Below are 25,062 nucleotides of genomic sequence, written 5' to 3' on the forward strand. Positions count from 1 at the left end.
CGGTCGTCCCGCGGTACCCCTCAGAGATAGCCGAGGTCCGCCAGCCGCTCTTTGGTTCCGTCGCGCATCTCGACCTCGCCCGCGCCGCTCGCCTCGGCGAGCGGGTCGAACCGGTCCTCGAGTCGCCGCCGCAACGTCCGGACCCGTTCGGGTTCCGCGTCGCTGATATCGGTGTGCTCGAGCGGATCGGTTCGCACGTGGTGGAGCCGCTCGGAGCCGTCGTCGCCGCGGACGTACTTGTACTCGCTCGTACGGACCGCCCGCAGCCGGCGGTCGAACTCCCGAACGGATGCCGGCACCTCGCCGAACCGGGCTTCGAGGCGCTCGATCGAGGGCTGGGGAGCGACGTACTCGGCGAAGACGGCGTCGCGGTCCCGGGCGTCGGACTCGGGGTGGAGCGATCGACTCGACCACTGTTCGCGGAGCGCGGGATCGTCGATCCCGGCCGTCTCGAGCAGCGTCGCCGGGAGGTCGAGCAACTGGACGAGGTCGTCCCGCCGTCCGCCGCCGGTGAACGGGCCGCCGTGACAGACCAGCGGAACGGTCAGCAACGTGTCGTAGAGGTTGTACTGGTGGCCGAAGAAGTCGTGTTCGCCGATGTGCTCGCCGTGGTCGCCACAGACGACGAACAGGGTGTCCGGCCACTCGCCCGCGTCCTCGAGGGCGGTTCGGAGCCGCCCGAGTTGGTGGTCGACGTAGGCGAGTTCGGCGCGGTAGAGTCCCCGGAGCAGGGCGAACTCGTGATCGGAGATGTCGTAGTCGTCGCAGTCGTAGGCGCGGGGGTCCTGTCTGATCGCGGTCGCCTCCTCGTAGCTGGCTTCCGCGGGAAGGAACCGTTCGGCGTACTCCCGTGGCGGGTCGTACTCGACGTGGGGTTCGATGAAGTTGCAGAACAGAAAGAACGGACGGTCACCGTCGCGGTCTCCGAGCCAGTCGACGATCCAGTCGACCGCGCGGGCGGAGCCGTCGTCGCCGGCTGGCTGGAACAGTTCGCTGTAGAGGATGTTGGCGGCGTTGACGACGGGGTTGCCGTCGAAGAGACGCGCGCGAGTCGCGAGGAGTTTCTCCCGGACGTCCTCACCGCGGACGACCGCGCCCATGTCGGCGTCGGACTGGATGTACTGCCAGCCCTTGCGGAGGTCCTCGAAGCCGCGATCGAAGCCGAACTCCTCGGTGATCCAGGTGTTATTCGAGACGCCGATCGTCTCGAACCCCGCATCGGTGAAGGCCTCGGGAACGGTTCGGAGCTCGTCGTCGAGATAGGTGTGGCCGCCGTGCGTGCCGTGTTCGGAGGGATAGGTGCCGGTGAAAAGCGACGCGTGAGACGGAAGCGTCCAGGGCGCGGTCGCGAACGCGTTCTCGAACGCGGTTCCCTCCTCGGCGAGCCGCGTCAGGGTCGGCGTCGGGCGCGTGCCAACGGAATCGTCGCTCGAGCCGGGTCGCTCGCCCGGAGCCGAGCGGAACCCGGCGGAATCGGTCGGGGATGCGTTTCGCTCGGCCGGCATCGACTGCGTCCCGACGCTTTTCGCCCGCGCCGTATCGAGGACGACGAGAACGACGTTCCGCACAGTACGATGTGACTCGTCGTCACGTCCGTTGGAGTCCGACATGGATACACTATCCACGGCAGGCAGGGAAGGTCACCAGCCCGGAGTATGCAGGGGGACGATGGCTGTTAGCGGCTGATTTCCCGACGGAGACGCCGAGCACGGGGCGACCCGAGATCCCTCCGGGAACCGCGACGGCCCGACCCCACGGGTCGAGTCGTCACCGTCGACCGCCCCCTTCGTCCGGCCGGGGTCCACGGGCGGACGCTGCTGGACTCGGACGCGGACCCGGCGAAGTTCCGCGGACCGGCACTCGAGAGCGCGTTCAGATACCGCTGCCGCGCTCGGAGCGATAGAGCACGGGGAGGGTGACGAACGCGGCGACGACGAGCCCGAGGACGCCGCTCCCAGCGAGCGACGAGACGGGCCAGTAGTACCCCGAGAGCGCGACCAGGGACACGATCCCGGCGGCGACGGCCGCGGCTCTCGCGGTGAGGGCGCGGCTCCCTCGAATCGGGCCGCGACCCGCGTCGACCTCTCGAGCGAGGGCGGCGAACTGCCAGCCGGCGAACGCGCCGACCGACGCGCCGACGAGGAGGACGGCGTCGGAGGCGGCGTCGGTCGTGACGAACGCGACGGCGGCGAGGGCGACGGCCAGTCCGAACCCGAGCGTGCCCCGCCGGGCCGGGTACCGATCCAGAAGCCGCCACACGAGGAGGAGAAAGACCAGCCCGATGCCGACGCCGGCGACGACGTCGACGAGATAGTGTACCCCGAGGCCGACCCGGGAAAAGCAGACTACCGTCACGATCCCGGCGGCTCCGATGTATCGGTTGCGGCGCGTCCCGACGGAGCCGTACTCGGCCAGACTCAGGTAGACGATCGTCGTCAGCAGGGCGTGGCCGCTCGGAAATCCGTACCCGGTTGCCGTCGCCGTGGCCTCGTACAGCGGGTGGACCGCCTCCGGGAGCGCCTCGGCTGCCACGAGCGTACGCTCCGGCCGCGGCAGCGCGAAGACGTGTTTCAGCGCCGTGATGAGCGACAGGCCGGCCAGCAGTACTCCGAAGACGGCGGCGATCCGGTCCCGGTTGTCGGTCTCCAGCCAGTAGCTGGTTCCGACGAGCACCCCGAGGAACCACACGTCGCCGAGTTGGGTCACCAACCCGAGTATGACGACGGCCCACTCAGGGGCCACCTCGCGGAACGCGTCGAACCAGCCGATCCCTCGAGTCATACTTACGCTACGGACGAGGACGCATATAAGCGATTCCGCTCGGCCGGACGGCCGACTCCGCGAGCGGCCCCCGATCGGTGTCGTTCACTCGCCGCGGACCGTCACGCGAACGCGGGAAAACCCTCATTTTCGTGTCACCTGTAGGTCTTCGAGACGCGCCATCGCTCGGCGTACGAGGGACCCAAATGAGTGAGATATCGGAGCCCCAGCGCGGGCGTATCGACCCGGAGTACGACCACCGGCGCGCGGACGGCGTCGACGAGGCCGCACTCGAGACCCTGCTCTCCGAGTACGCGATCGGTCGGGACGATCACGAGAACGCGCCCGCGTTCGTGATCCGACCGGACGACGTGCAGGCGGTGATTCGCCTACTGCGGGACGACGCGGGGTTCGACCACCTCTCGTGTCTCACGCCCCAACAGTACGAGGATCGCTACGAGTCGATCCTCCACATGACGAAGTACGATCGGCGGACCCACGAAGTGACGCTGATCGTCCCGTTGCCGACGGCCGACCCCGTCTGTGAATCCGCCGAACCTGTCTTTCGGACCGCCGACTGGCACGAGCGGGAGGCCTACGACCTCGTCGGCATCGAGTACGCCGGCCACCCCGACCTCCGTCGAATCCTCCTCCCTGAATCGTGGCAGGGGCACCCGCTCGCACTCGATTACGACCAGGACAAACCGCAGGTCGTCAGCTACACCGAACACGCGAACCCGCTCGCGGCGGACCACCGCGTCACCGAGTCGGACACGATGTTGCTCAATATCGGGCCACACCACCCGGCGACCCACGGCGTGCTCCACCTCGAGACGGTACTGGACGGCGAGTCGGTCGTCGACGTCGACCTCGATATAGGCTATCTCCACCGCTGTGAGGAGCAGATGTGCCAGAACGGGACCTATCGTCACCAGATCATTCCGTACTCGAACCGCTGGGATTACACGGCGAACCTGCCTAACGAGTGGGCGGTCGCCCGCGCCATCGAGGACATCGCCGACATCGAGGTCCCCGCGTACGCGCAGGTCCTGCGGACGATGGCGACCGAGTTCGGGCGCATGCTCGGTCACTTCCTCGCGGTTTCGACGTTTGCGCTCGACGTCTACGGCGACTTCACCGCCATCTTCCAGTACGGCATGCGCGACCGCGAGGTCGTCCAGGACATCTTGGAGGACCTGACCGGCCAGCGGATGATGTTCTACTTCTTCCGGCTGGGTGGCGTCTGCTGGGACCTGCCCGAACCCCGCGCGGCGTTCGTCGAGAAGTGCCGGGACTTTCTCGACGAACTCCCCGCGAAGGTCGACGAGTACCACGACCTGCTGACCGGCAACGAGATCTTCCAGATTCGAAGCATCGATACCGGTGTCCTCGAGCCAGCAGTCGCCAAAGAGTACGGCTGTACGGGTCCCGTCGTTCGCGGCTCTGGGATCGACTACGACATCCGGCGGGACGACCCCTACGGCTACTACGACGCTCTCGAATGGGACGTCGTCACCGAGGACGGCTGTGACAACTACGCGCGTGTCCTGGTCCGCCTCCGCGAGGTCGAGGAGTCGGCGAAGATCATCGAGCAGTGTCTCGACTTGCTCGAGGACTGGCCCGCGGACGAGCGGACGGTCCAGAGCAACGTCCCGCGGACGCTCAAGCCGGACGCCGGAACCGAGACCTACCGCGCCGTCGAGAGCGCGAAGGGCGAACTCGGGATCTACATCCGCGCGGACGGCTCGAACTCGCCGGCACGGTTCAAGATCCGGAGTCCGTGTTTCCACAACCTCTCGGCGCTGCCCGAGATGGCCGAGGGCGAGTACGTCGCGGACCTGATCGCGTCGCTTGGCAGTCTCGACATCGTGCTGGGGAGCGTCGACCGGTGAGCGGTCGGACGCACACGGCTCCCGTCTCGGCCGGCCGACCCCGACCGCTGCGTCCTCGAGCGGCGTCGCACGGTAGACCGGTCACGGCACCCGTCCGCCCCACGTACCAGCAATTTGCTCCGCTATCTCCGACGAGAGGGGGAACTATTAACTGCCGCGGTATCCGGAGTCGAACGTATGTCGACGTCGATCGATCGGTGGAGTAACGGCATCAGGGCTCGCTGGACAGCGCTCGAGCGCGACTGGCAGAGCGTCGTCGTCGGTGCAACGATCGTCGGACTCGTCAGCGTTCTCGGCCTGCCGATCCCCTGGTGACGAATGGGTGTCCGTCGGCTGCTTCCGGGGATCGTCGCGCTCTGTCTCGGTGCCGTCCTGGCCCGGTGGCTCGCCCGCGTCGTCGGCGTCAACCACCTGCTCGTCGCCATCGCGCTGGGCGTCGTCGTCTCGAACGCCGTCGGCCTCCCGGACGACTGCGACCCCGGCGTCGCGACGCACAAACTGTGGCTCGGGTCCGGGATCGTTCTCATGGGTGCGTCGATATCGACCGCGACGGTTCTCGAGGTCGGGGGCCCGGTCTTTCTCGTGGTGCTCGCCGTTACCGGACTCACGCTCGTCGTCGTGGAACTCCTCGCGCGAAACGTCTTCGATCTGACCGAACGGCTGGGGACGCTGCTCGCGGCCGGGGCAAGCATCTGTGGCGTCTCGGCGGTCGTCGCGGTCGCCGGTGCTGTCCGGGCAACGGAAGACCAGGTCGCCTACGCGGCGGCGACGGTCCTGCTGTTCGACGCGATTACGATCGTCGTCTACCCGATCGTCGGCGACCTGCTCGACCTGTCCGGCGCGGTCTTCGGAACGTGGGCCGGCGTCAGCATGTTCTCGACCGGGCCGGTCGTCGCGGTCGGCTTCGCCTACTCCGACGCCGCCGGCCAGTGGGCGACGATGACGAAACTCTCGCGGAACGCCCTGATCGGGGTCGTCGTCCTCGGGTACGCGAGCTACTACGCGCGACGTGGGGGCGACGGCACAGCCTCCGTCCGGACCCTCTGGGCGGAGTTCCCGAAGTTCGTGCTCGGCTTTCTCGCCCTCGCCGCGCTCTCGAGTCTCGGCGTCTTTTCGTCGGCCCAGCAGACCTCGATCGAACACGCGTACAACTGGTTGTTCCTGCTTGCGTTCGTCGGCCTCGGGACCGAAATCCGCCTCGCCGACATCAAGAGCACCGGGCTGCTGCCCGCGGTCGTCGTGTTGCTGGCGTTGCTCGTCGGGAGCCTCCTCTCGTTGACCGTCCTCTCCGTGCTGTTCTGAAGCCGTCGCGAGGGGCACCGACCCGAGCTCGTGGCTCCCGATCCGTTCGGAACCGTGTCATCGGTACCGGTAATACTTTCGGCGCACCGCGGGAACCGCCGCGCCGCCGCTCACTGCGGGGATGACCCCTCGAGCGCACGGAACTTACTTGACGATGAGCGCGCAACCAACCGTCATATGTCCAACGGCACTTTCGAGGGCTACGGCGGACGACACGTGCCCGAACCGCTTCGCGAACCGCTCGAGCGACTCGCGACGGTCTACGACGACATCGCGGACACCGAGGCGTTCCAGTCCGAATTGCGGGCAGTACTCGAGGAGTTCGCCGGGCGGCCGACGCCGCTGTACTACGCCCGTAACCTGAGCGAGCGCTACGGGGCCGACATCTACCTCAAGCGGGAGGACCTGCTCCACGGCGGGGCCCACAAGATCAACAACGCGCTCGGCCAGGCGCTGTTGGCCAAGCGGGCGGGTCGCGACCGCCTCATCGCCGAAACCGGGGCCGGCCAGCACGGCACCGCGACCGCGATGGTCGGTGCCCTGCTGGGCCTCGAGACGGAGATCTACATGGGGAAGAAAGACGTCGAGCGACAGGCGATGAACGTCTTCCGGATGCGACTCATGGGAGCCGAGGTCAACGAGGTCACCCGCGGCGACGAGGGCCTGGCCGACGCCGTCGACGCGGCGCTCGAGGACTTCGCCGAGAACGTCGAGGACACGCACTATCTGGTGGGCAGCGTCGTCGGCCCCGACCCGTTCCCGCGGATGGTCCGGGACTTCCAGAGCGTCATCGGTCGGGAAGCCCGCGAGCAAATACAGGAGCGAACCGGCGACCTGCCCGACGCCGCGGTCGCTTGCGTCGGCGGCGGGTCGAACGCGATCGGGCTCTTCCACGCGTTCCGGGACGATCCCGTCGATTTCTACGGTGCCGAGGGCGGCGGCGACGGTGCGGACTCGAGCAAGCACGCGGCCCCGCTCGCGAAGGGAACCGACGACGTCATTCACGGCATGAAGACCCGCGTCATCGACGACGACGTGGAGGTCCACTCCGTCTCCGCGGGGCTCGACTACCCCGGCGTCGGCCCCGAACACGCCATGTTCCGGGCCGTCGGTCGCTGCGACTACACCGGCGTCACGGACGCCGAAGCGCTCGCGGCGTTCCGGGAACTGAGCGAGACCGAGGGGATCATTCCCGCACTCGAGTCCAGCCACGGGATCGCCCGCGCGATCGAACTGGCGGAGGCCGGCGAACACGAGACCATCCTCGTCAACCTCTCGGGGCGCGGTGACAAGGACATGGAGACGGCGGCGGCGAAGTTCGAGCTCTGAGCGCCGACTCGAGACGCCACGGGCGGGCCACCGCTCGCGGAGCCCAGTCGGTCAGAGGTGCCCGCGGACGCGATTCCGCAGTTGCGTCGCCTCGTCGGCCTCGAGCCGGGCCCGCGGCAGCGATAGGGACACGTCGTCGTCCGCGAAGCGGGGCACGAGGTGGACGTGCGCGTGCTCGATGGTGCCGACGAGCGGCCCACTGGTGTGAAAGACGCTGAACCCGCTCGGCTCGAGCGCCGTCTCCAGCGCGTTCGAGACGGTGCGGACCGTCTCGAAGACGGCCGCCGCGGTCGATTCGTCTATCGTCAGGACGTCCGTCTCGTGGGCCCGCGGAACGACGAGGCTGTGTCCCGTCGTGGCCGGATTCTCGTCCAAAAACGCGACGGTGTGCTCGTGTTCCGACAGGACGTACGCCGGTCGCTCGCCCGCGACGATCCGGCAGAACTCACAGTCGTCGTGCATACCCGAATACGATCGTGAACGAACATATAGGTACCTCCGATCGATGCCGACCGCTTGGACGAACGTGACTGCGAGGAAGACGGGGTTGCCATCCGAAACTGCTCGTGTCACGGCCCGAATCGGCCGAAAGAACACAACAGCGCGGCTGAATACGGGACTCGTCTACTCGACACCTGCTACAGCACGCCGTGCTCGTCGCGGAGCGTCCGGTACCGCTCGAGGTACCGGTCTGCCACCGCCGACCGGTCGTAATCGGCGAACGCCTCGTCGTACGTGCGGTGCTCGAGATCGCCCGCGGCGAGGATGGCCTCCGCGAGTTCTGCCTCGCTGGTCGTTCGGAACCCCCGGTCCCGGCCTTCGACGAGTTCGTGTGCGCTGGAGTTGGCGTGATACTCCACGATGCCGACACAGCCGGCGGCCAGCGCCCACAGCATCTCCGTCGGGAAGACGCAGTGGTCGGCCGTCTGCGCGAAGACGTGAGCCCCGCGGTAGGCCGCGATCCGGTCCTCGAGGTCGAGGTCACCGACGAAGGTCACTCGGTCTTCGATCCGGAGGTCGGCCGTCAGTTGTTCGTACGCCGCTCGCTCGGGTCCGTCGCCGACGACCGTCGCCTGCCACTCGCGATCCCGGAGTTCGGCCAGCCCCAGCAGCAGGCTCTCGAGGTTGGCACCCGCATCGAGTCGCCGGGCGTAGATCACGTCGACTTCCGCGCCCGGCTCGACGTCCCGAATCCGGTCGCAGTCGATCGGGTTCGGGATCGTCTCGATGCAGTCACCGTCGGCCCCGAGTTCCCGGACCCACGTCCCGACGAGTTCCGACGGCGTGACGATCCGGTCGGGCCGTCCCGCCGCGAGCCGCGTCCACCGCGTGTTATCGATGCCGCCGTCGCCGTACCACTCGAGGACGAGCGGCGCACGGGCCATCGTCGCGCCCCACGTAGTGGCGACGACCTGGCTCGGCGGCTGGGGGCCGACGTGGATCACGTCCGGGCGCGCGGCCGCGAGGACGAACGGCAACCGCACGAGAAACGAACTCCGGGCGTCCGTCCCGGTCGCGACCGCGTGGTATGTTATCCCGTCGTGTTCGTACGTGGACTCCTCGCCGGCCCAGAACCCGGCACAGTACCAGTGGACGTCGTGTCCGCGCTCCGCGAGGAGGTCACAGACGGTCCGAAACCGCTGGTTCGTCTCAGTATCGCGGTGGTGACCCGTTTCGAACGAGACGAACGCGATTCGCATCTGCCCACAGCATCCCAGCGAAAGGATAAAAATCACCCTGTTTCCGTCGAAAGCGGACCCGACAGTCACCGAGTCGCCGGTCGGTTGCGTCACGCTCGTCGCGGGCGGAACCCGTCCCGACCGAAACGACTACGCCCTCGAGTCCGTACGGCTCTGGCATGAGCAGCTACGACATCGAGCGCTACCTCAACATTCGGAGCGCCTACGGTGCCTCGTTCGGTCCCGACGGCGAACGGCTCTCCTTCCTGCTGGACACGACCGGCACGCCACAACTCTGGACGCTCGAGGAACCCCGCGGCTGGCCCGAGCAGCGGACCTTCTACGACGAACGGGTGACCTTCGCCTCGTGGTCGCCCGAGCGCCCGGAGCTGATCTTCGGGATGGACGAGGGCGGCAACGAGCGCGCACAACTGTTCCGGCTCGACGCCGAAACCGGCGCGATCGAGAACGTGACGGCGATGCCGGAGGCCAAACACCGCTGGGGCGGCTGGAGCCACGACGGCGACCGGTTCGCGTTCACCTCGAACCGCCGGGACGAGTCCGTCTTCGACGTCTACGTCCAGAACCGCGACGAGGTCGGGAGCGATGCCGAACTCGTCTCCGAGGGCGACGGCTGGCTCTCGCTGTCGGGCTGGAGCCCCGACGACTCCCGGCTGCTGGTCTCACAGGCTTACTCCAACTTCGATCAGGACCTGTCCGTGCTCGACCTGGTGACGGGTGATCTCGAGCATCTCACGCCCCACGATGGCGACGTTCGCTACCAAAGCGCGAACTGGGCACCCGACGGCGAGGGGCTCTATCTCGTCACCGACGAGGGCGAGGCGGATACGCTCTATCTCGCCTATCTCGACCTCGAGACTGGCGACCTCGAGCCCGTCGTCGACGGCGAGTGGAACGTCGACGGCATCGCGCTGGACGACGAGACCGGCCGGTTCGTCTACTCGGAAAACGTCGAGGGGTACACCGAGCTGACCGTCGGGGAGTTCGACGCGACCGATCCGACCGCGTTCGAGACGTTCCCCGAACCCGACCTGCCGGGCGGCGTCTCCGGCGGCGTGACTTTCGGTCCCGACGCCGAGCGGATCGCGCTGTCGACGACCGGCGATGCGGTCCACACGAACGTCTTCGTCGTCGACGTCGAAACCGGCGCGACCGAACGGTGGACCGACGCGCCGACGGCCGGCGTGCCCCCCGAATCGTTCGACGAATCGAAACTGGTCCACGTCGAGAGCTTCGACGGTCTTTCGATCCCCGGCTTCTTTACCCTCCCCGACGATCACGAGCCCGGAACCACGCCCGTGATCGTCGACATCCACGGCGGCCCCGAGAGCCAACGCCGGCCCTCGTTCTCGAGCGTCAAGCAGTACTTCCTCGATCGGGGCTACGCCTACTTCGAGCCGAACGTCCGCGGCTCGTCGGGCTACGGGGCCGAGTACGCGAGCCTCGACGACGTCGAGAAACGGATGGATTCGGTTGCGGACATCCGAGCCTGCGTCGAGTGGCTACGGGACCACCCCGCGATCGATCCGGACCGAATCGTCGCGAAAGGCGGCTCTTACGGCGGGTTCATGGTGCTCGCCGCGCTGACCGAGTATCCGGACCTCTGGGCGGCCGGAATCGACATCGTCGGCATCGCTAACTTCGTCACCTTCCTCGAAAATACGGGCGACTGGCGGCGCGAACTCCGGGAAGCCGAGTACGGGTCGCTCGCCGAGGACCGCGAGTTCCTCGAGGAGGTTTCGCCGATCAACAACATCGAGAACATCGACGCGCCGCTGTTCGTGCTTCACGGCGAGAACGACCCCCGCGTCCCGGTCGGCGAGGCCGAACAGATCGCCGAGCGGGCCGCCGAGCAGGGCGTTCCCGTCCGGAAACTGCTCTTCGAGGACGAGGGCCACGGCTTCTCGAAGCTCGAGAACCGCATCGAGGCCTATTCGGCGATCGCCGATTTCCTCGACGAACACGTCTGAGCGGCCCGAGCTGCCGTCGGTCAGCTTTCAGCTGACAAGTATTTTTATGCTTTAATTTTAGAAGGGCTTATATTTACCGCGGCAGGGCTACCTCACGTATGCCCGCTATCGAAACGACTGCCCTGACCAAACGATACGGCGAGGACGTCATCGCCGTCGACGACCTCGACCTGACCGTCGAAGAAGGAGAGGTGTTCGGGTTCCTCGGTCCCAACGGGGCCGGAAAATCGACGACGATCAACCTGTTGCTCGATTTCGTCCGCCCGACCGAGGGATCTGCGACGGTGCTCGGGTACGACGTCCAGCGAGAGCCGAAAACGATCCGCTCGCACATCGGCGTCCTCCCCGAAGGCGCGACGCTGTACGAACGGCTGACCGGCCGGGAACACCTCGAATGGGTCATCGACAACAAAGGCAGCGACGACGACCCGGACGACCTCCTCGATCGAGTCGGCCTCGAACCCGAAGCCGCGGCGCGATCGGCCGGCGGCTACTCGAAGGGGATGGCCCAGCGGCTCGGGTTCGCGATGGCGCTGGTCGGGGATCCCGACCTCCTGATCCTCGACGAACCGTCCTCCGGGCTCGATCCCACGGGGATGCAGGAACTGCGCGAGATCATCACCGCCGAAGCCGACCGCGGCACGACCGTGTTCTTCTCGAGCCACATCCTCGGCGAGGTCGAGGCGGTCTGCGACCGCGTCGGGATCATGAACGACGGCCGACTCGTCGCGACCGGGACCCTCGATGCGCTGCGGGAGAACCTCGACCTCGCCGCTGCGATCTCGCTGGACGTCGAGCGCGTCCCCGACGCGCTCGTGGCCGACCTCGAGACCCACGAGGGGGTCCACTCGGTGACCGTCGACGGATCGACGATCACGATCTCCTGTGCTACGACGCCCGTAAAGTACGACGTCGTGACCCAGGTCGGGGCGGCGACGACGGTCCGCGACATCGTTTCCGAGGACACCTCCCTCGAACGGCTGTTCAACACCTACACGAACGGCGAGCAGTCGGGCGAGAGTGACGCCGACGCCGGTCTCGCCGACGTCGAGACGGAGGTGTCGGCATGAGCGTCCTCTCCGTGGCGAAGAAGGACTTCCTCGACATCCGGCGGTCGAAGAGCGTCTGGATCGTCAGCGGGCTGTACGCGCTGCTCGTGGTGTTTCTCTTCTACCTCGGACGGAGCGGAACGTCGGAACCGAACGTCGCCTCTCAGTTGTCGGCCCTCGCCAGCGTCGGACTGCCGTTCATTCCGATCATCGCGCTCATGATGGTGTATCTCGCGATCGCCGGCGAACGGGAGTCGGGAAGTATCAGGTACCTGCTCTCGCTTCCGAACACGCGACGGGACATCGTCCTTGGAAAGTACCTCTCCCGCGGGGCCGTCGGTGCCAGTGTGATCCTCGCTGCGTTCGGCGTGGGCGCGGTGACGGCGGTTCTCTGGTACCCGTCGCTCGAGCCGACCGTCTTCGCCGGCGTCGCCGGTCTGACCGTCCTCCTCACGCTGGCGTACGTCTCGGTCGCGATCGGCATCTCCGCGGCGACGGGGTCGCGATCGCGGGCGATGGCCGGCTCGATCGGCTTCTACATCGTCAGTACTCTCATGATGCTCCTTCCTACCTTTTCGATCGTCGCCGCGCTCAAGTACGTGCTGAACGGTCGGCTCGAGCTGGGACTCTCCGATCACCTGTTCGAGTTTCTCCGCATGCTCAGTCCGACGATCGCCTTCAGAAAAGCCTTCCCGCTCGTCGTGCCGAGCGACATCGAGACGTTCATGACGAACGGAGACCCCTCGGCCCCGGCCTACCTCGCGCCCGAAGTCGCCCTCGTCATCCTCGTCGCCTGGCTCGTCGTGCCGGCTGTGTTCGGTCTGTGGCAGTTCAACCGGGCCGATCTGGGCTGACGAATCCGGGTCGCTCTCAGCCGATCACGCCCGTTTTCGTCGCTACGTCTCGAGCGGCCCGTTCGTTCATCCCGTTGCCCAGGATCGTGTATCGATCGCGGATCTCGTGACAGGTCGTTAGCGCCTTGATCACGGTCTCGTCGTCGAGACCCAGTTCCGCCGCGGTCGTCGGCGCGTCGATGCTCGCCAGCGCGTCGCGGATGTCGCGCCAGATGCCCCGGTCGCCGCCGTGGAGATAGGCGGTCATGATCGATCCGACGCCGACCTGGTGGCCGTGTAGGGCCGCACCGGGCGCTACGCGATCGAGTTGGTGCGAGAAGAGGTGTTCGGCACCGCTGGCCGGTCGGGAGGACCCCGCGATGCTCATCGCGACCCCCGAGGACATGAGCGCCTTGGTGACGACCCAGGCCGACTCCTCGAGCCCCGGTCGGATGAGGTCGGCGTTGTCGACCAGGATTTCGGCGGTCATCTCCGAGAGCGCGGCGGCGTACTCGGAGTACTCGACGTCTTTGAGCCGCTGGGCGAGCCGCCAGTCCATCACGGCGGTGTAGTTCGAAATGATGTCGGCACAGCCGGCGGTCGTCAGGTCCCACGGGGCCTCGGCGAGAATCCCCGTGTCGGCGACGACCGCCAGCGGCGGTTCCGCGGCGACGCTGTGTCGGGAGTCCCCGTCCGGTACCGAGCCGCGATTGCTGACGATGCCGTCGTGGCTCGCCGCGGTCGGAACCGAGAGAAAACCCATCTCGAGGTGGTGGCTGGCCAGTTTCGCGATGTCGATGGCTTTCCCACCGCCGATACCGACCAGATAGGAGACCGCTTCGGCCTCGGCGACCTCGATCACCCGTTCGACGGCGTCGAAGGTCGCTTTCTCGATCGTGACGATCGCGGGGTCGATGCCGGCGGCTTCGAAGTCGGCCGCGATGGGATCGGCGGCGACCTCTCGAGGCGTCGGACTCGTGACGAACAGCGGCCGTCCCTGTAAGTGGAGATCGTCGACCACGTCGACGACCTCGCTGCGAACGTCGTGGCCGACGACGACGTTTCGCGGGAGGCGGATCCACGTCGATTTGTCGAACATACCGGACCTGACACACCCCCGGGACATGTGCTTTTCCTCGTGGCCGCGTCGGTCGACGCGACCCCGCCGCGATCGGTCCCGACGTGAGCGATGCGAGCGAGAGCCGACCGCGTCGCCGATCCGTCCGGCACGGCGAATGCGATAGGCTATAAAATTTCCAACTCTATCGGTCGAATATGAGTGTGGCAGTCGCGTTCTGGTTCGGCCTGCTCGTCGTCGGCCACGTCGCGGGCCGGCTGTACGGTTCGTACACGATGCGACGCGGCGGTCACGACGATCGCCGATCGCGCGGGACGTACCGATTGCTGTCCCTCGTCGGCCTCACGGCCGTTGTCGGCCTCACACTGTCCGGTCTCGTCGACGCAACCGAGACGGCTCTCTCGTCGCTGCATCCGGCGCTGGCCGGTGGACTGGCGGCTCCCCTCGCCTGGGTCCCGACGGGGATCGGAACGATCGTCGCGGTCCTCGTCACGTACCTCGGCGTCTTTCCGTACGCCCGCGAGCGGCGCGACCTCGAGATCTCAGCTACGACCGCGGTCGGTCGTCTCGCGAAATACCTCGTCGCGATAGCGGTGCTCTGTCTCGGTCTGATAGCCCCCCTGATCGTCCTCGTCAGGCTGTCGGCTCCGAGCCCGTTCCTGATTCCGATCCTGTTCGCCGTTCTGCTCTTCTGGATCTCCGTCTGGACACAGTACAGCGTGCAACTCTCACAGGAAGTTCTCGAGCCGACGGCCGACCAGCGACGACGGCTCGAGGCCGCCGCCGACCGGGTCGACACGACGATCCCGCTCGCTGGCGTCATTCCCGGCGAGGAGACCGAAACGGCCGGCCTCTACCTCGGGGGCTCGTTCCGGAACCGGCGGTTGTACGCCACCGACTATACGTTCGACGCCCTCGACGACGACGAGCTGGCGGCACTGTATGCACGGGCGACCGCGGCCGACGAACTCCGACTCCTCGAGCGCCGAGCGCTCGTCATGTCCCTCCTGTTCGGACTGGTCCTGACCCTGAGCATCTGGCGATCGATGCTCGTCGCACTCCCCGCGCTCGCCATCGTCTGGCCGCTCCTGTCCTGGTACCTCCAGCGCTGTGCGTTCGCCGCCGACCGTCGCGCCGCTCAGTCGGTCGGTGCCGACGAACTCGCGAGCGCGTACGAGGCCACCGACGATCTGGCCGACGATCGCGGACGACTCCACGAACGGCTCGCATCGAGGCCGTCGACGGCGCGACGGCTCGAGCGACTCCGGCACTGACCACGGTTCAGAGGGTCTCGAGAACCCTCAACACGCGTTCCTCGGCCTCGCGATCCGGGCCGTTCCCGTCCCCGTCCCGGTCGCTTTCGAGGTGGTCGTCGACCGCCCGGGCCATCGCCTCCTCGAGCGGCGTCGACTCCCAGCCCAGCGCGGCGAGTTTCGCCGTCGAGAGGACATGCGGGTACGCTCGGTAGAGCGGGTAGTCCTCGAGATCGATGTCGCCGGCAGCGAGTTCTCGCGGCCCGGCGTGGACGATCTCGACCTCGGTAGCCAGCGTCTCGCCGATCAACGCGACCATCTCCTCGAGCGTGACGAGTCGTCGGTCGCCGACGTTGTAGGCCTCGCCGGCCGTGCCGCGCTCGGCGACGATCCGGAGCGCGCTGGCGACGTCTTCGACGTACACGCGGTGCCAGACGTTCGTCCCGTCGCCGGGGACCACGACCCGGTCGAAGCGGTTCACGCGATCGATCCACCAGTCCAACCGCTCGGTGTAGTCGTGGGGACCGTAGACGATCGGCGGTCGGACGGCCATGGCTCGAACGCCGTCGTCGGCCGCCGCGAAGACCGCCCGATCGCCCTCGGCCTTCCGATTCCCGTAGCTCTCGGCGGAGTCGTCGGTCGCCTGCTCGGTCGTACAGGAGTGCAGGGGCGTCTCGCCTTCCCGCTTGGGGATTTCCTCGTGGCCGTAGGCCGCGCCGCTCGAGACGTAGACGTACGCCTCGCAGTCCGCGAAGAGCCGGGTCGCGGCGCGGACGTCCTTGGGGTGATAGGCCACGCAGTCGAAGACGGCGTCGGGATCGACGGTCGTCGCTGCGGCCTCGAGCGCCGTGTCGTTCGTCCGATCGCCCTCGACGTGGTCGACCCGGTCGTCGTCCGCGAACGGGTTCTCGCGGGTCCCGCGGTTGAAGATCGTGACGTCGTACTCGTGGTCGAGGAGGTCGACCACGAGATGGCGGCCGATGAAGCGAGTGCCGCCGATAACGAGTGCACTGTCCATACGGGACCGACGGGGCTGCCGGAGCAAAACCCTGGCGACAGGCTGTGACGAGTGCTGCCGCCGGCACGGAACGGCCGTGGAACGAACGCGACGCCCGATCCGACTCGGCCCACCCGTTCAGGGGAGGGTTCTTTGATCCCCTCCGTCGTAGGGCGGCCCCGTATGTCAGCACAGCTCTGGACGGATCGCGCTCGGGAGCATCCACTCGAGTGCGACCACTGTCACTACCCGATCCCGGGCGATCCCGAGGAGAGCGACGACGGGCGGTACTGCTCGATCGCCTGCCGCGAGGCCGCCGCCGACGAGTCGACGCTGCCCGATCCCGAGGCGTACAAGCGGTTCGTAACCGGCGTCGAACCGATCGACTCGCTCGTTCCGAACGGCGTTCCAGCCGACTCCTTTCTCCTCCTCTCGGGGGACGAGGGGACCCGCCGCGCCGAACTGGGGACCGAGCTCGTCTGGCGCGCGCTCGAGCGGGGCGAACCCGCCGTCGTCGTCTCGTTTGCCAACCCGCCGACGGCGACGCTCGAGCGGTTCTACGGGAACGGCTGGAACGTCCTCCCGGCGCTGGAAAACGACCGCCTGCGGATTATCGACTGCTTCACCCACCGACTCGACGACCGGGACGAGTTCCGCGAACACCGGACCGACTGGGCGACGTTCGTCGGCGAGGCGGCCGGCGACGCGATCGTGGCGGTTCGCGATCCGAGCGACCGTCGCGAGGTGGCGAACACCCTCCACCGCGCGCTCGACGACCTCGAGATGACCGAGACGGGACTGGTGACGATCGACTCGCTGGACGAACTCGAGTCGTTACTGCAAGAGCAGTTGGTTCACGACTTCATCAAAGACGTTCGGGCGACGGTCTGCAAGGCGCGGTTCGTCCCGATCGTCGCCGCCGCGACGACGGCGGGGCAAAACGGCTATCCCGAGGAAGAGTACGTCTTCGACGGGATCGTCGATCTCCGGCTGACGGACCACCTCGTGGCCGACACACGGCTCAAACAGCTCGCCGTCCGCAAACTGATCGGCGGCGAGGTACTCCCGCAGTGGGTGACCTACGAACACGAACCCGCCCGCGGACTGTTCGCGTTCGGTCCGAACACGGACCCACAGCAGGTCTACGACCTCGGAAACGCCTCGCCACGAGCGAACGGCCCCCGATAATCTCGGCGGCGGTCCTCGAGCGGCGGCCGACTCGACACGCGACGCGGCTCCGGAATCGCGTCCGGTCGCCCGCTCCCAGGACCCGTCTCCCCAATTATGCCCGCCGACGCCCGCTATCGGCGTGCACGCGAACTCACGGTCGGGTTTTATTCACCCGTTCGGGATAGGACCGACCGCAGCACGACGACTACCAGCGGCCAGCGCGTCGACTGCGCCGCATCGGGAATCGACGATCCACACAGCCACACCATGAACGACCGCTACGACAGCGATCGACGGACGGAGGAACGGACCGAGCGATCGAACGAGACCGGGACCCGACCCCGATATCGAGGGCGAGAGCACGGCAGCGAGGCCGAACGGAATCGACAGGGCGGCGACCGCGGCTGGCTTCACGGGTTGTTCAGCCGCGGCGAGAGCGACGATCGCGGGTCACGAGGACCCGAGCAACGCGGTGAGCGCAGTCAACGGCACGAGCAACCCGCCGAGCAGCAGCGCGGACGACGGACACGGACCGGACAACAACGGAGTCGGCGGACCGGACAGCAACGGGGACAACAACAAAGCGAGCAACAGCGCAGCGGGTTCGAAACGAACGCGATGGACCGAGCGAACCTCGCGTACGGCGGCGAAGCCCGACAGGAGGGACGGCGAGGCGAACAGCGCGGCCAGCGGGGCGAGGGACAGGACCAGCGAGGTGACCCGCGCGGCCAGCGCGGCGAGGACCGATCGCAACGCGACCAGCAGCGGACGCGGCGCGGTGTGGACCGCCAGCAGCACGGCCGACAGCCCCGAACACAAGGCCAGCGAGGGACGCGATCGAAGGGAGGCAGCGAGCAACACGGCAGTCAGTATCAGCAGGGACAGCCCGAGACCGGTCGCCACCAGCGGAGCGAAGGCCAGCAGCCCGGCCCCCAACGAGAACGGGGACGCGGACAGCGCGGCCAGCAGCCCGGCCGCGAGTATCAGGATCGCCAGCAGTTCAGCCGGCAGGAGGATCGGCGAGAGACTCGGGGCTCCTCGAGCGGCCGCATGAACCGGTCACAGCAGTCCGGCGGCGGCCTCGAGTACCGCCAGCGGGGTCGCCGCTCCGAACGGGGTGACTGGACCGAACCCCGCGAGTCGGAGCGGGGCTCGAGCGATGACCGAACCCGACAGGGACGAGACGACGACATGACCACCCGCCGCCACGTCCACGAGCGCGATCCGACGGCCGACGAGAGGCGTCGAGACGAGAACCGGTCGCGGTAACGGCCTCGAGCGCCGGTCCGTCCGCGGATCGCACATCGAAACCGCCCCGCTTTTGCCGCGTCTCCCCCGATCGTCGCGTATGAGCGGCACGTACGTCCTCGTGATCGACGTCTCGCGATCGACGACGATCGACGTCGGCGCACTGGGGGATCGCGAGTTCACCGCCGGCGCGTACGCCTACGTCGGCAGCGCGTTCGGCCCCGGCGGCTTCAGTCGCGTCGACCGCCACCGCGAACTCGCCGCCGGCGACCGCGAGACGCGCCACTGGCACGTCGACTACCTGCTCGGACATCCCGCGACGCGCCTCGAGCACGCGATCACGTTCCCGGACGCCGATCGGGAGTGTGAACTGGCGGACTCGCTGCCCGGCGAGTTCGTCTCCGGGTTCGGGGCGTCCGACTGCGACTGTCCGGCACACTTGCTCGCCACGCCGGGCGACGACGCCGTGCTCGAGGCGGCGATCGACGCGGGTGGCGTCGTCGACGCGTAGGGCCGTGCCGTTCACCGCCGACTTATTACCGATGGCCGCGAACCGGGAGTCGTGAGCGATCCCGACTCCGACTCCGTGTCACCATCCGAACCGACCCCGGAACTCAGCGACGACGCGATGGCCCGGTTCCCCGTCCCGGCGTTCGACGATCTTCCGGCGGACCTCCAGGAGCGAATCGTCGAAGAGACCGACCGCGCCGGCTTCACGCCGAACGTGTTCTCCGCGTTCGCGTACAAACCATCGCACTTCCGGGCCTTTTTCCAGTATCACGACGCCCTCGTCGAGGACACCACCCTCGAGCGCGAGGAGATCGAGATGCTCATCGTCGCCGTCTCCGGTGTCAACCACTGTTACTACTGTAACGTGGCCCACGGGGCGCTCGTTCGGATCTACGCCGACGACCCGACGCTGGCCGACCAACTGGTCGCGAACTACCGGACCGCGGATATCGGCGACGCCCACCGAACGATGCTCGACGTCGCGGTGAAACTCACCGAGCGGCCGGCCGAAGTCGAACCCGCCGATCTCGAGGCGCTCCGGGACGCCGGTTTCAGCGAGGAGGCCATCTGGGACATCGGAGCCGTCACCGCGTACTACAACCTGAGCAACCGAATGGCCATGTTCGCCGAGATGCGGCCGAACGACGAATTTCACACGCTTGGGCGGAATTAAGCGACCGCCACAGCGTTCGGTCGCATGACTGATGGCCATAATTAGACAGGGCTAAAGATTAAGTTTGTAGCCACAAAAGCAAGTGGTGGCGGAGGTGATCACACCACGAAAGCGACACAGGAATGTACTGCCGATCACACCTACCGGGGGCGATCGTGCCAAGTGATAGTCGCCCGGTAGACAGCGGACGCCGACTCGCGGTTACGGTCTCCCAGTCTTCACACGTGATCAGTCATCGTAACTCACAGTCGGTGGGTGAACTCCTGCCACCTAGCACCGTCCCGCTGTTTTCGCGATGGAACGTCCCGTCACCGTGACGCCGAGTAGTGATCGACCCGTCTCGAACGATGACAGACGTGTCCGGCGGGCTGTCGCGGCCGATCGAGAGCTAGATTTGATACGTCTAAAATATCGCTCGAGAAGTCATCCATCCCGGTCGCGATCGCATGCTCGGCCCGTCGAACGAGTTCGATGCGGGGCCGAGGTCCGGTCTCCGCTCGAGGAAAGGTCGAGTCCGACAGGATCGAACTGGACGGAGCCTTCGGGGCTGGGCCGGTCGATCTATAGTAACCACTGAAAGTCATTGCACACCTGATCGCACGACAGCGTCGCGATCAGTGTGTAAATCGTTTCAGTGGCTACTATAGTGTCCCGAGACGAAAGATCGAAGGATCAGTCGTCGCCCGCAGCGAACCCGGCGGATTCGGCCTCGGCGGCGGCCTCCGGCGCGCCGGGCAGTTCGTTGCGGACGTCGTCGCTGCCCTGCTCGGTGATCGCCTCGTAGTAGGCCTCGGGCATGACCTTCACGAAGGCCTCGAGCGCGCGCTCCCAGTTTGCGAGCAGGAGTTCGCCCCGCTCGGAGCCGGTGTAGGCGACGTGGTTCTCGACGAGTCGACGGAGCATCCGCTCGTCTTTCTCCTCGAGGGAGTCGTGCAGCGAGACCATCCCGGTGTTGGCCTTCGCTTCGAACTCGTTGTCGGGGTCGTAGACGTAGGCGACGCCGCCGGACATGCCGGCCGCGAAGTTCGTGCCCGTCTCGCCCAGCACGGCGACGACGCCGCCGGTCATGTACTCGCAGCCGTGGTCGCCGACGCCCTCGACGACGGCCGTGGCACCGGAATTGCGCACCGCGAAGCGCTCGCCGGCGACGCCGTTGACGTACAGTTGGCCGTCGGTCGCGCCGTAGAGCGCGACGTTACCGATCGAGACGTTCTCGGTCGGGTCGTAGGCCGCGGTCTCGGGCGTACGGATGGTGAGCTTCCCGCCCGACAGCCCCTTGCCGACGTAGTCGTTGGCGCTGCCGTCGAGATGCATCGAGACGCCGCTGGCGAGGAACGCGCCGAAGCTCTGTCCGGCGGTTCCCTCTGCATCGATAGTGATCGTGTCCTCGGGCAGCCCGGGTTCGCCGTAGCGGCTGGTGATGCGGTTCGAGAGCATCGCACCGACGGTGCGGTCGACGTTCGTCACGTCCGTCTCGAGGCTGACCGGGTCCCCGTCCTCGATGGCGTCCGCCGCGGCCTCGATGAGGTCGCGATCGAGTTGGTCCTCGAGTTCGTGGTCTTGCTCGCGGAGCTTCCGGCGGACGTCGCCGCCGGGGTCCGCGAGGACGTCCGAGAGGTCGACGTTGCGGGCCTTCGGGTGGTCGACGTCGTCGCGCTGCTCCAAGGCGTCGACCCGGCCGATCATCTCGTCGACGGTCTCGAAGCCGAGTGCGGCCATGATCTCGCGCAGTTCCTGCGCGATGAACGTCATGTAGTTGATGACGTGTTCGGGCTCGCCGGGGAACCGTTTGCGCAGGTCCTCGCGCTGGGTGGCGACGCCGACCGGACAGGTGTTCTTGTGACACTGCCGGGCCATCACGCAGCCGCCGGTGACCAGCGAGGCGGTCCCGAAGACGTATTCCTCGGCACCCAGCAGGGCGGCGACGGCGACGTCGCGCCCGGTCTTCATCCCCCCGTCGGCGGAGACGCGGATGCGGTCGCGGAGGCCGGTCCGACAGAGCATCTGGTTGGCCTCCGCGAGGCCGAGTTCCCAGGGGAGGCCGGCGCTCTTGATCGAGGTCCGCGGCGAGGCACCCGTCCCGCCGTCGTGACCAGAGATGTGGACCACGTCGGCGTTTGCCTTCGCGACGCCGGCGGCGACGGTGCCGATGCCGGCCTCGGAGACGAGTTTGACGTTGATGTCCGCCTCCTCGTTTGCGGCTTTGAGATCGAAGATCAGTTGCTTCAGGTCCTCGATCGAGTAGATGTCGTGCAGCGGCGGCGGCGAGATCAGCCCGACGCCCGGCGTGGACTTGCGGACGTGGGCGATCATCTCGTTGACCTTCGAGCCGGGGAGGTGACCGCCTTCACCGGGCTTCGAGCCCTGCGCCATCTTGATCTGGAGTTCGTCGGCGTTCGAAAGGTACGTCGAGGTCACGCCGAAGCGGCCGCTTGCAACCTGCTTGACGTTACACTCGCGTTCGGTGTTGAACCGCTCCGGCGGCTCGCCGCCCTCGCCGGAGTTCGACTTGCCGCCCAAGCGGTTCATCGCGATCGAGTTGTTCTCGTGAGCCTCCGGCGAGAGCGAGCCCAGCGACATCGCGGCGGTCGAGAACCGCTGGACGATGTCCGTGATCGGCTCGACCTCCTCGAGTGGGACCGGATCGCGGTCGGAGTCGAACTCGAGCAGGCCGCGCAGTGTCTGGAGGGTCTGCTGTTGGTCGTTGATCTTGTCGGCGAACTCCTGATAGCGCTCGTAGTCGTTCGAGCGGACGGCCTGTTGGAGCGCGCCGACGGTGTCGGGGTTCCACTGGTGGTGAATCCCGTCCGAGCGGTGCTCGAACTCGCCGTGACGGTCGAGATCGGCGTCATCGCCGTCGCCGCCGAAGGCCGTCGCGTGGCGCTCGCGGAGGTCCGCCTCGATCTCGGCGAGGCCGATTCCCTCGGTTCGGTTCTCGGTGCCGGAGAAGTAGTCCGCGACGAGGTCCGAATCGAGACCGACGGCCTCGAAGATCTGGGCTCCCTGGTAGCTCTCGACCGTCGAGATCCCCATCTTGGCCATGATCTTCAGGAGCCCGTCCTCGACGGCGCCGACGTAGGCGTCGATCGCGACCTCGGTATCGGCCCCGTCGGGGCCGGCCGTGATGTCCTCGATCGTCTGGTAGGCGAGGTACGGGTTGACCGCGCCCGCACCGTAGCCGACGAGCGTCGCGAAGTGGTGGACGGTGCGCGGATCGGCGGACTCGACGACGAGTCCGACGTGGTTGCGCAGGCCGTTGCGCACGAGGTGGTGGTGGACGCCACCGGTCGCCAGCAGGCTCGGAATCGCGATCCGGTCCTCGTCGACGTTGCGGTCCGAGAGGACGATTACGTCGTGGTCGTCGTCCTCGATCGCTGCGACGACGTCTCTGCGGACGCGTTCGATCGCCGCCTCGAGGTCGTCGCCGGGTTCGTCGCTCCGTGGCTCGTAGGTAATATCGATCGTCGCGGCCGTGATGCCGTTGGCCGTACAGTCGCGGATCGACTCGAGTTCGGCGTCGGTCAGGATCGGCGAGTCGAGGACGAGTTGACGGGCGTGTGCGGGCGACTCGTCGAGTAGGTTGCGCTGGAAGCCCAGCCGCGACTCCATCGAAGTGACGAGTTCCTCGCGGATGTAGTCCAGCGGCGGGTTCGTGACCTGTGCGAACAGCTGTTTGAAGTAGGAGAACAGCGGTCGGTTGAACTCGGTGAGGACGGACAGCGGCGTGTCGTCACCCATCGAGCCGACGGGGTCTTTTCCCTTCTGGGTCATCGGCTCGATCAGGTTCTCGAGTTCGTCGTGCGTGTAGCCGAATGCGGCCTGATAGTCGCGCAGCGCCGAGATGTCCGTCTGCGGCGAGCGGTCGTTCGTGGTCCGGATGTCGTCCAGATGCACCTGCTCCTGGGCGACCCACTCGCCGTAGCGGTCGTCCGTGAGGTCGTCGAAGACCTCCTCGTCGGGGATGATCCGTCCTTCGTCGGGATCGGCGAGGAAGAGTTGGCCGGGCTGGAGCCGTCCCCGTTCTTCGATCTCCGCGGGGTCGGTCTCGAGCGCGCCGGCTTCGCTGGCCATGATCAGGCGGTTGTCGGTCGTCACGTCGTACCGGCACGGGCGAAGGCCGTTGCGGTCCAGTACCGCGCCGACGCGTTCGCCGTCGGTCGCCGCGACGAGCGCGGGGCCGTCCCACGGCTCGACCAGTGAGGCGTGGAAGTCGTACCAGTCCTTCCGGTCGTCGTCCATCGCGTCGTCGCCGTCGCAAACTTCGGCAGAAGTTTGCTGCCCGTGGCGCTTCGCGCCACGACCGCGCCAGGCCTCGGGAACGAGCATCCGGAGCGCGTGTTCGAGGTCGCGGCCGTCCTGCATCAACAGTTCGAGCGCGTTGTCGACGCTCGCGGTATCGGACTGGTCGGGGTCGTCGATGATCGGCTTGACCGCCTCGAGATCGGAGAACACGTCGCTCTCGATGTCGGTCTCGCGGGCGCGCATCCAGTTGATGTTGCCCTGAATGGTGTTGAACTCGCCGTTGTGGATGATGTTCCGGTAGGGATGGGCGAGATGCCAGGCTCCGAGCGTGTTCGTCGAGAACCGCTCGTGGACCATCACGAACGTCGACTCGAGTCGCTCGTCGGTGAGATCGGGGTAGTAAGACGGGACCTGAACGCCCTTCAGCAGCCCCTTGTAGACGACCGTCTTCGAGTCCAGCGAGACGACGTAGAAGCGCTCTTTGTTCTCGATATCGGCGTCCTCGACGGCGTTTTCCAGCGCGCGTCGGGCAACGTAGAGCCGACGGTCGAAGTCGTCCTCGGAGAGGTCGGCCTCCGGCGCGACGGCGACTTGCCGGACGTCGGGTTCGGAGTCGACCGCCGTTTGCCCGAGGTCGTCGTTGTTCGTGGGGACGTCCCGCCACTCGAGGACGTCGAGGTCGTAGGTGGCGAACGTCTCCTCGACCAGCGAGACGAGGGCCTCGCGCGCCGCGGTATCCTGCGGAAGAAAGAGCGAGCCGACGGCATAGGTCTCCGGGAGGGTCGCGTCGAGAACGTGATCGAAGAACGAGTCGGGCGTCTGGAGCATGATACCGGCCCCGTCGCCGGTGTTCTTCTCCGCACCGGTCGTCCCGCGGTGTTCGAGGTTCTCGAGCAGTTCGAGGCCGTCGGCGACGACGTCGTGTCCCCCGTCCCCATCGAGGTCCATAACGACGCCGACGCCGCAGTTCGACCGGGCGTCCTCGGGGTCGGCGAGCCCCGCCGAACGCTCGGTGGATGGCGCTATATGTGGCTGTGACATGCACACACGTAGCGG

The 25,062-nt window shown here is 67.1% G+C and carries 19 protein-coding genes; 12 read left to right on the plus strand and 7 right to left on the minus strand.

Annotated features, from left to right (window positions below; translation table 11 throughout):
• Nucleotides 1-20 precede the first annotated feature (20 nt).
• Together ALTAJ2_RS02320 and ALTAJ2_RS02325 are read right to left on the minus strand one after the other, a co-directional pair.
• On the minus strand, nucleotides 21-1,610 hold the full coding sequence (locus ALTAJ2_RS02320; RefSeq protein ID WP_049900839.1) for a sulfatase: 1,590 nt from the start codon (nucleotides 1,608-1,610) through the stop codon (nucleotides 21-23).
• Nucleotides 1,611-1,872: 262 nt separating this feature from the next.
• The gene (locus ALTAJ2_RS02325; RefSeq protein ID WP_007110449.1) at nucleotides 1,873-2,781 is read right to left on the minus strand and encodes a phosphatase PAP2 family protein; all 909 of its coding nucleotides are present in this window, start codon (nucleotides 2,779-2,781) and stop codon (nucleotides 1,873-1,875) included.
• Nucleotides 2,782-2,966: 185 nt separating this feature from the next.
• Between ALTAJ2_RS02325 and ALTAJ2_RS02330 the strand changes: the two genes are divergently transcribed.
• The 4 genes from ALTAJ2_RS02330 (at nucleotide 2,967) to trpB (ending at nucleotide 7,283) form a co-directional block, all read left to right on the plus strand.
• Complete coding sequence (locus tag ALTAJ2_RS02330; RefSeq protein ID WP_007110448.1) at nucleotides 2,967-4,652, plus strand: NADH-quinone oxidoreductase subunit D; 1,686 nt, start codon at nucleotides 2,967-2,969, stop codon at nucleotides 4,650-4,652.
• A gap of 177 nt (nucleotides 4,653-4,829) precedes the next feature.
• On the plus strand, nucleotides 4,830-4,967 hold the full coding sequence (locus ALTAJ2_RS19540; RefSeq protein ID WP_007110447.1) for a hypothetical protein: 138 nt from the start codon (nucleotides 4,830-4,832) through the stop codon (nucleotides 4,965-4,967).
• Between the two features lie 3 nt (nucleotides 4,968-4,970).
• The gene (locus tag ALTAJ2_RS02335; protein WP_007110446.1) at nucleotides 4,971-5,954 is read left to right on the plus strand and encodes a YeiH family protein; all 984 of its coding nucleotides are present in this window, start codon (nucleotides 4,971-4,973) and stop codon (nucleotides 5,952-5,954) included.
• Between the two features lie 177 nt (nucleotides 5,955-6,131).
• A complete protein-coding gene (gene trpB / locus ALTAJ2_RS02340; protein WP_007110445.1) occupies nucleotides 6,132-7,283 on the plus strand; it encodes a tryptophan synthase subunit beta in 1,152 nt (383 codons plus the stop codon).
• Between the two features lie 51 nt (nucleotides 7,284-7,334).
• Here trpB and ALTAJ2_RS02345 read toward each other — a convergent pair whose 3' ends face one another.
• On the minus strand, nucleotides 7,335-7,745 hold the full coding sequence (locus ALTAJ2_RS02345) for an HIT family protein (protein WP_007110444.1): 411 nt from the start codon (nucleotides 7,743-7,745) through the stop codon (nucleotides 7,335-7,337).
• Nucleotides 7,746-7,921: 176 nt separating this feature from the next.
• Nucleotides 7,922-8,983, minus strand: coding sequence for a glycosyltransferase family 4 protein (locus ALTAJ2_RS02350; RefSeq protein WP_007110443.1), 1,062 nt, complete (start codon nucleotides 8,981-8,983; stop codon nucleotides 7,922-7,924).
• A gap of 158 nt (nucleotides 8,984-9,141) precedes the next feature.
• Here ALTAJ2_RS02350 and ALTAJ2_RS02355 point away from each other — a divergent pair, with 158 nt between their 5' ends.
• The 3 genes from ALTAJ2_RS02355 (at nucleotide 9,142) to ALTAJ2_RS02365 (ending at nucleotide 12,856) form a co-directional block, all read left to right on the plus strand.
• Nucleotides 9,142-10,953, plus strand: a complete 1,812-nt coding sequence (locus ALTAJ2_RS02355) for a S9 family peptidase (protein ID WP_007110442.1) — start codon at nucleotides 9,142-9,144, stop codon at nucleotides 10,951-10,953.
• A 98-nt stretch (nucleotides 10,954-11,051) separates the two neighbouring features.
• Entirely contained in the window at nucleotides 11,052-12,023 is a 972-nt protein-coding gene (locus ALTAJ2_RS02360; protein WP_007110441.1) for an ABC transporter ATP-binding protein, read from the plus strand.
• The gene (locus tag ALTAJ2_RS02365; RefSeq protein WP_007110440.1) at nucleotides 12,020-12,856 is read left to right on the plus strand and encodes an ABC transporter permease; all 837 of its coding nucleotides are present in this window, start codon (nucleotides 12,020-12,022) and stop codon (nucleotides 12,854-12,856) included. Before ALTAJ2_RS02360 ends, ALTAJ2_RS02365 begins: the two co-directional genes overlap by 4 nt.
• Before the next feature lie 16 nt (nucleotides 12,857-12,872).
• Here ALTAJ2_RS02365 and ALTAJ2_RS02370 read toward each other — a convergent pair whose 3' ends face one another.
• Nucleotides 12,873-13,934 (minus strand): NAD(P)-dependent glycerol-1-phosphate dehydrogenase, encoded by a 1,062-nt coding sequence (locus tag ALTAJ2_RS02370; protein WP_007110439.1) that lies wholly within the window; start codon nucleotides 13,932-13,934, stop codon nucleotides 12,873-12,875.
• A 176-nt stretch (nucleotides 13,935-14,110) separates the two neighbouring features.
• Here ALTAJ2_RS02370 and ALTAJ2_RS02375 point away from each other — a divergent pair, with 176 nt between their 5' ends.
• The gene (locus ALTAJ2_RS02375; RefSeq protein ID WP_007110438.1) at nucleotides 14,111-15,187 is read left to right on the plus strand and encodes a hypothetical protein; all 1,077 of its coding nucleotides are present in this window, start codon (nucleotides 14,111-14,113) and stop codon (nucleotides 15,185-15,187) included.
• A 7-nt stretch (nucleotides 15,188-15,194) separates the two neighbouring features.
• Here the strand turns inward: ALTAJ2_RS02375 and ALTAJ2_RS02380 are convergent, their stop codons facing one another.
• On the minus strand, nucleotides 15,195-16,184 hold the full coding sequence (locus ALTAJ2_RS02380; RefSeq protein WP_007110437.1) for an NAD-dependent epimerase/dehydratase family protein: 990 nt from the start codon (nucleotides 16,182-16,184) through the stop codon (nucleotides 15,195-15,197).
• 162 nt (nucleotides 16,185-16,346) lie between these two features.
• Here ALTAJ2_RS02380 and ALTAJ2_RS02385 point away from each other — a divergent pair, with 162 nt between their 5' ends.
• The 4 genes from ALTAJ2_RS02385 to ALTAJ2_RS02400 all read left to right on the plus strand — a co-directional run bounded on the left by ALTAJ2_RS02385 (nucleotide 16,347) and on the right by ALTAJ2_RS02400 (nucleotide 19,764).
• Nucleotides 16,347-17,351 (plus strand): RAD55 family ATPase, encoded by a 1,005-nt coding sequence (locus tag ALTAJ2_RS02385; RefSeq protein ID WP_007110436.1) that lies wholly within the window; start codon nucleotides 16,347-16,349, stop codon nucleotides 17,349-17,351.
• Nucleotides 17,352-17,447: 96 nt separating this feature from the next.
• Nucleotides 17,448-18,602: a hypothetical protein gene (locus tag ALTAJ2_RS02390; RefSeq protein ID WP_007110435.1), complete on the plus strand. Its 1,155-nt coding sequence runs from the start codon at nucleotides 17,448-17,450 to the stop codon at nucleotides 18,600-18,602.
• Between the two features lie 79 nt (nucleotides 18,603-18,681).
• Complete coding sequence (locus ALTAJ2_RS02395; protein WP_007110434.1) at nucleotides 18,682-19,092, plus strand: GIY-YIG nuclease family protein; 411 nt, start codon at nucleotides 18,682-18,684, stop codon at nucleotides 19,090-19,092.
• Nucleotides 19,093-19,209: 117 nt separating this feature from the next.
• Nucleotides 19,210-19,764, plus strand: coding sequence for a peroxidase-related enzyme (locus tag ALTAJ2_RS02400; protein ID WP_081603397.1), 555 nt, complete (start codon nucleotides 19,210-19,212; stop codon nucleotides 19,762-19,764).
• A 672-nt stretch (nucleotides 19,765-20,436) separates the two neighbouring features.
• Here ALTAJ2_RS02400 and gltB read toward each other — a convergent pair.
• Complete coding sequence (gltB, locus tag ALTAJ2_RS02405) at nucleotides 20,437-25,047, minus strand: glutamate synthase large subunit (protein ID WP_081603394.1); 4,611 nt, start codon at nucleotides 25,045-25,047, stop codon at nucleotides 20,437-20,439.
• Nucleotides 25,048-25,062: the final 15 nt, after the last annotated feature.

Origin of the sequence: Natrinema altunense, assembly GCF_000731985.1 — an archaeon.
Taxonomy (GTDB): Archaea; Halobacteriota; Halobacteria; order Halobacteriales; family Natrialbaceae; genus Natrinema; species Natrinema altunense.

What these genes read in the sequence shown, in the direction of transcription:
- ALTAJ2_RS02320 (WP_049900839.1), bottom strand. Translation starts at nt 1,610, where the DNA reads ATGTCGGACTCCAACGGACGTGACGACGAGTCACATCGTACTGTGCGG.
- ALTAJ2_RS02325 (WP_007110449.1), bottom strand. Translation starts at nt 2,781, where the DNA reads ATGACTCGAGGGATCGGCTGGTTCGACGCGTTCCGCGAGGTGGCCCCT.
- ALTAJ2_RS02330 (WP_007110448.1), top strand. Translation starts at nt 2,967, where the DNA reads ATGAGTGAGATATCGGAGCCCCAGCGCGGGCGTATCGACCCGGAGTAC.
- ALTAJ2_RS19540 (WP_007110447.1), top strand. Translation starts at nt 4,830, where the DNA reads ATGTCGACGTCGATCGATCGGTGGAGTAACGGCATCAGGGCTCGCTGG.
- ALTAJ2_RS02335 (WP_007110446.1), top strand. Translation starts at nt 4,971, where the DNA reads ATGGGTGTCCGTCGGCTGCTTCCGGGGATCGTCGCGCTCTGTCTCGGT.
- trpB (WP_007110445.1), top strand. Translation starts at nt 6,132, where the DNA reads ATGTCCAACGGCACTTTCGAGGGCTACGGCGGACGACACGTGCCCGAA.
- ALTAJ2_RS02345 (WP_007110444.1), bottom strand. Translation starts at nt 7,745, where the DNA reads ATGCACGACGACTGTGAGTTCTGCCGGATCGTCGCGGGCGAGCGACCG.
- ALTAJ2_RS02350 (WP_007110443.1), bottom strand. Translation starts at nt 8,983, where the DNA reads ATGCGAATCGCGTTCGTCTCGTTCGAAACGGGTCACCACCGCGATACT.
- ALTAJ2_RS02355 (WP_007110442.1), top strand. Translation starts at nt 9,142, where the DNA reads ATGAGCAGCTACGACATCGAGCGCTACCTCAACATTCGGAGCGCCTAC.
- ALTAJ2_RS02360 (WP_007110441.1), top strand. Translation starts at nt 11,052, where the DNA reads ATGCCCGCTATCGAAACGACTGCCCTGACCAAACGATACGGCGAGGAC.
- ALTAJ2_RS02365 (WP_007110440.1), top strand. Translation starts at nt 12,020, where the DNA reads ATGAGCGTCCTCTCCGTGGCGAAGAAGGACTTCCTCGACATCCGGCGG.
- ALTAJ2_RS02370 (WP_007110439.1), bottom strand. Translation starts at nt 13,934, where the DNA reads ATGTTCGACAAATCGACGTGGATCCGCCTCCCGCGAAACGTCGTCGTC.
- ALTAJ2_RS02375 (WP_007110438.1), top strand. Translation starts at nt 14,111, where the DNA reads ATGAGTGTGGCAGTCGCGTTCTGGTTCGGCCTGCTCGTCGTCGGCCAC.
- ALTAJ2_RS02380 (WP_007110437.1), bottom strand. Translation starts at nt 16,184, where the DNA reads ATGGACAGTGCACTCGTTATCGGCGGCACTCGCTTCATCGGCCGCCAT.
- ALTAJ2_RS02385 (WP_007110436.1), top strand. Translation starts at nt 16,347, where the DNA reads ATGTCAGCACAGCTCTGGACGGATCGCGCTCGGGAGCATCCACTCGAG.
- ALTAJ2_RS02390 (WP_007110435.1), top strand. Translation starts at nt 17,448, where the DNA reads ATGCCCGCCGACGCCCGCTATCGGCGTGCACGCGAACTCACGGTCGGG.
- ALTAJ2_RS02395 (WP_007110434.1), top strand. Translation starts at nt 18,682, where the DNA reads ATGAGCGGCACGTACGTCCTCGTGATCGACGTCTCGCGATCGACGACG.
- ALTAJ2_RS02400 (WP_081603397.1), top strand. Translation starts at nt 19,210, where the DNA reads ATGGCCCGGTTCCCCGTCCCGGCGTTCGACGATCTTCCGGCGGACCTC.
- gltB (WP_081603394.1), bottom strand. Translation starts at nt 25,047, where the DNA reads ATGTCACAGCCACATATAGCGCCATCCACCGAGCGTTCGGCGGGGCTC.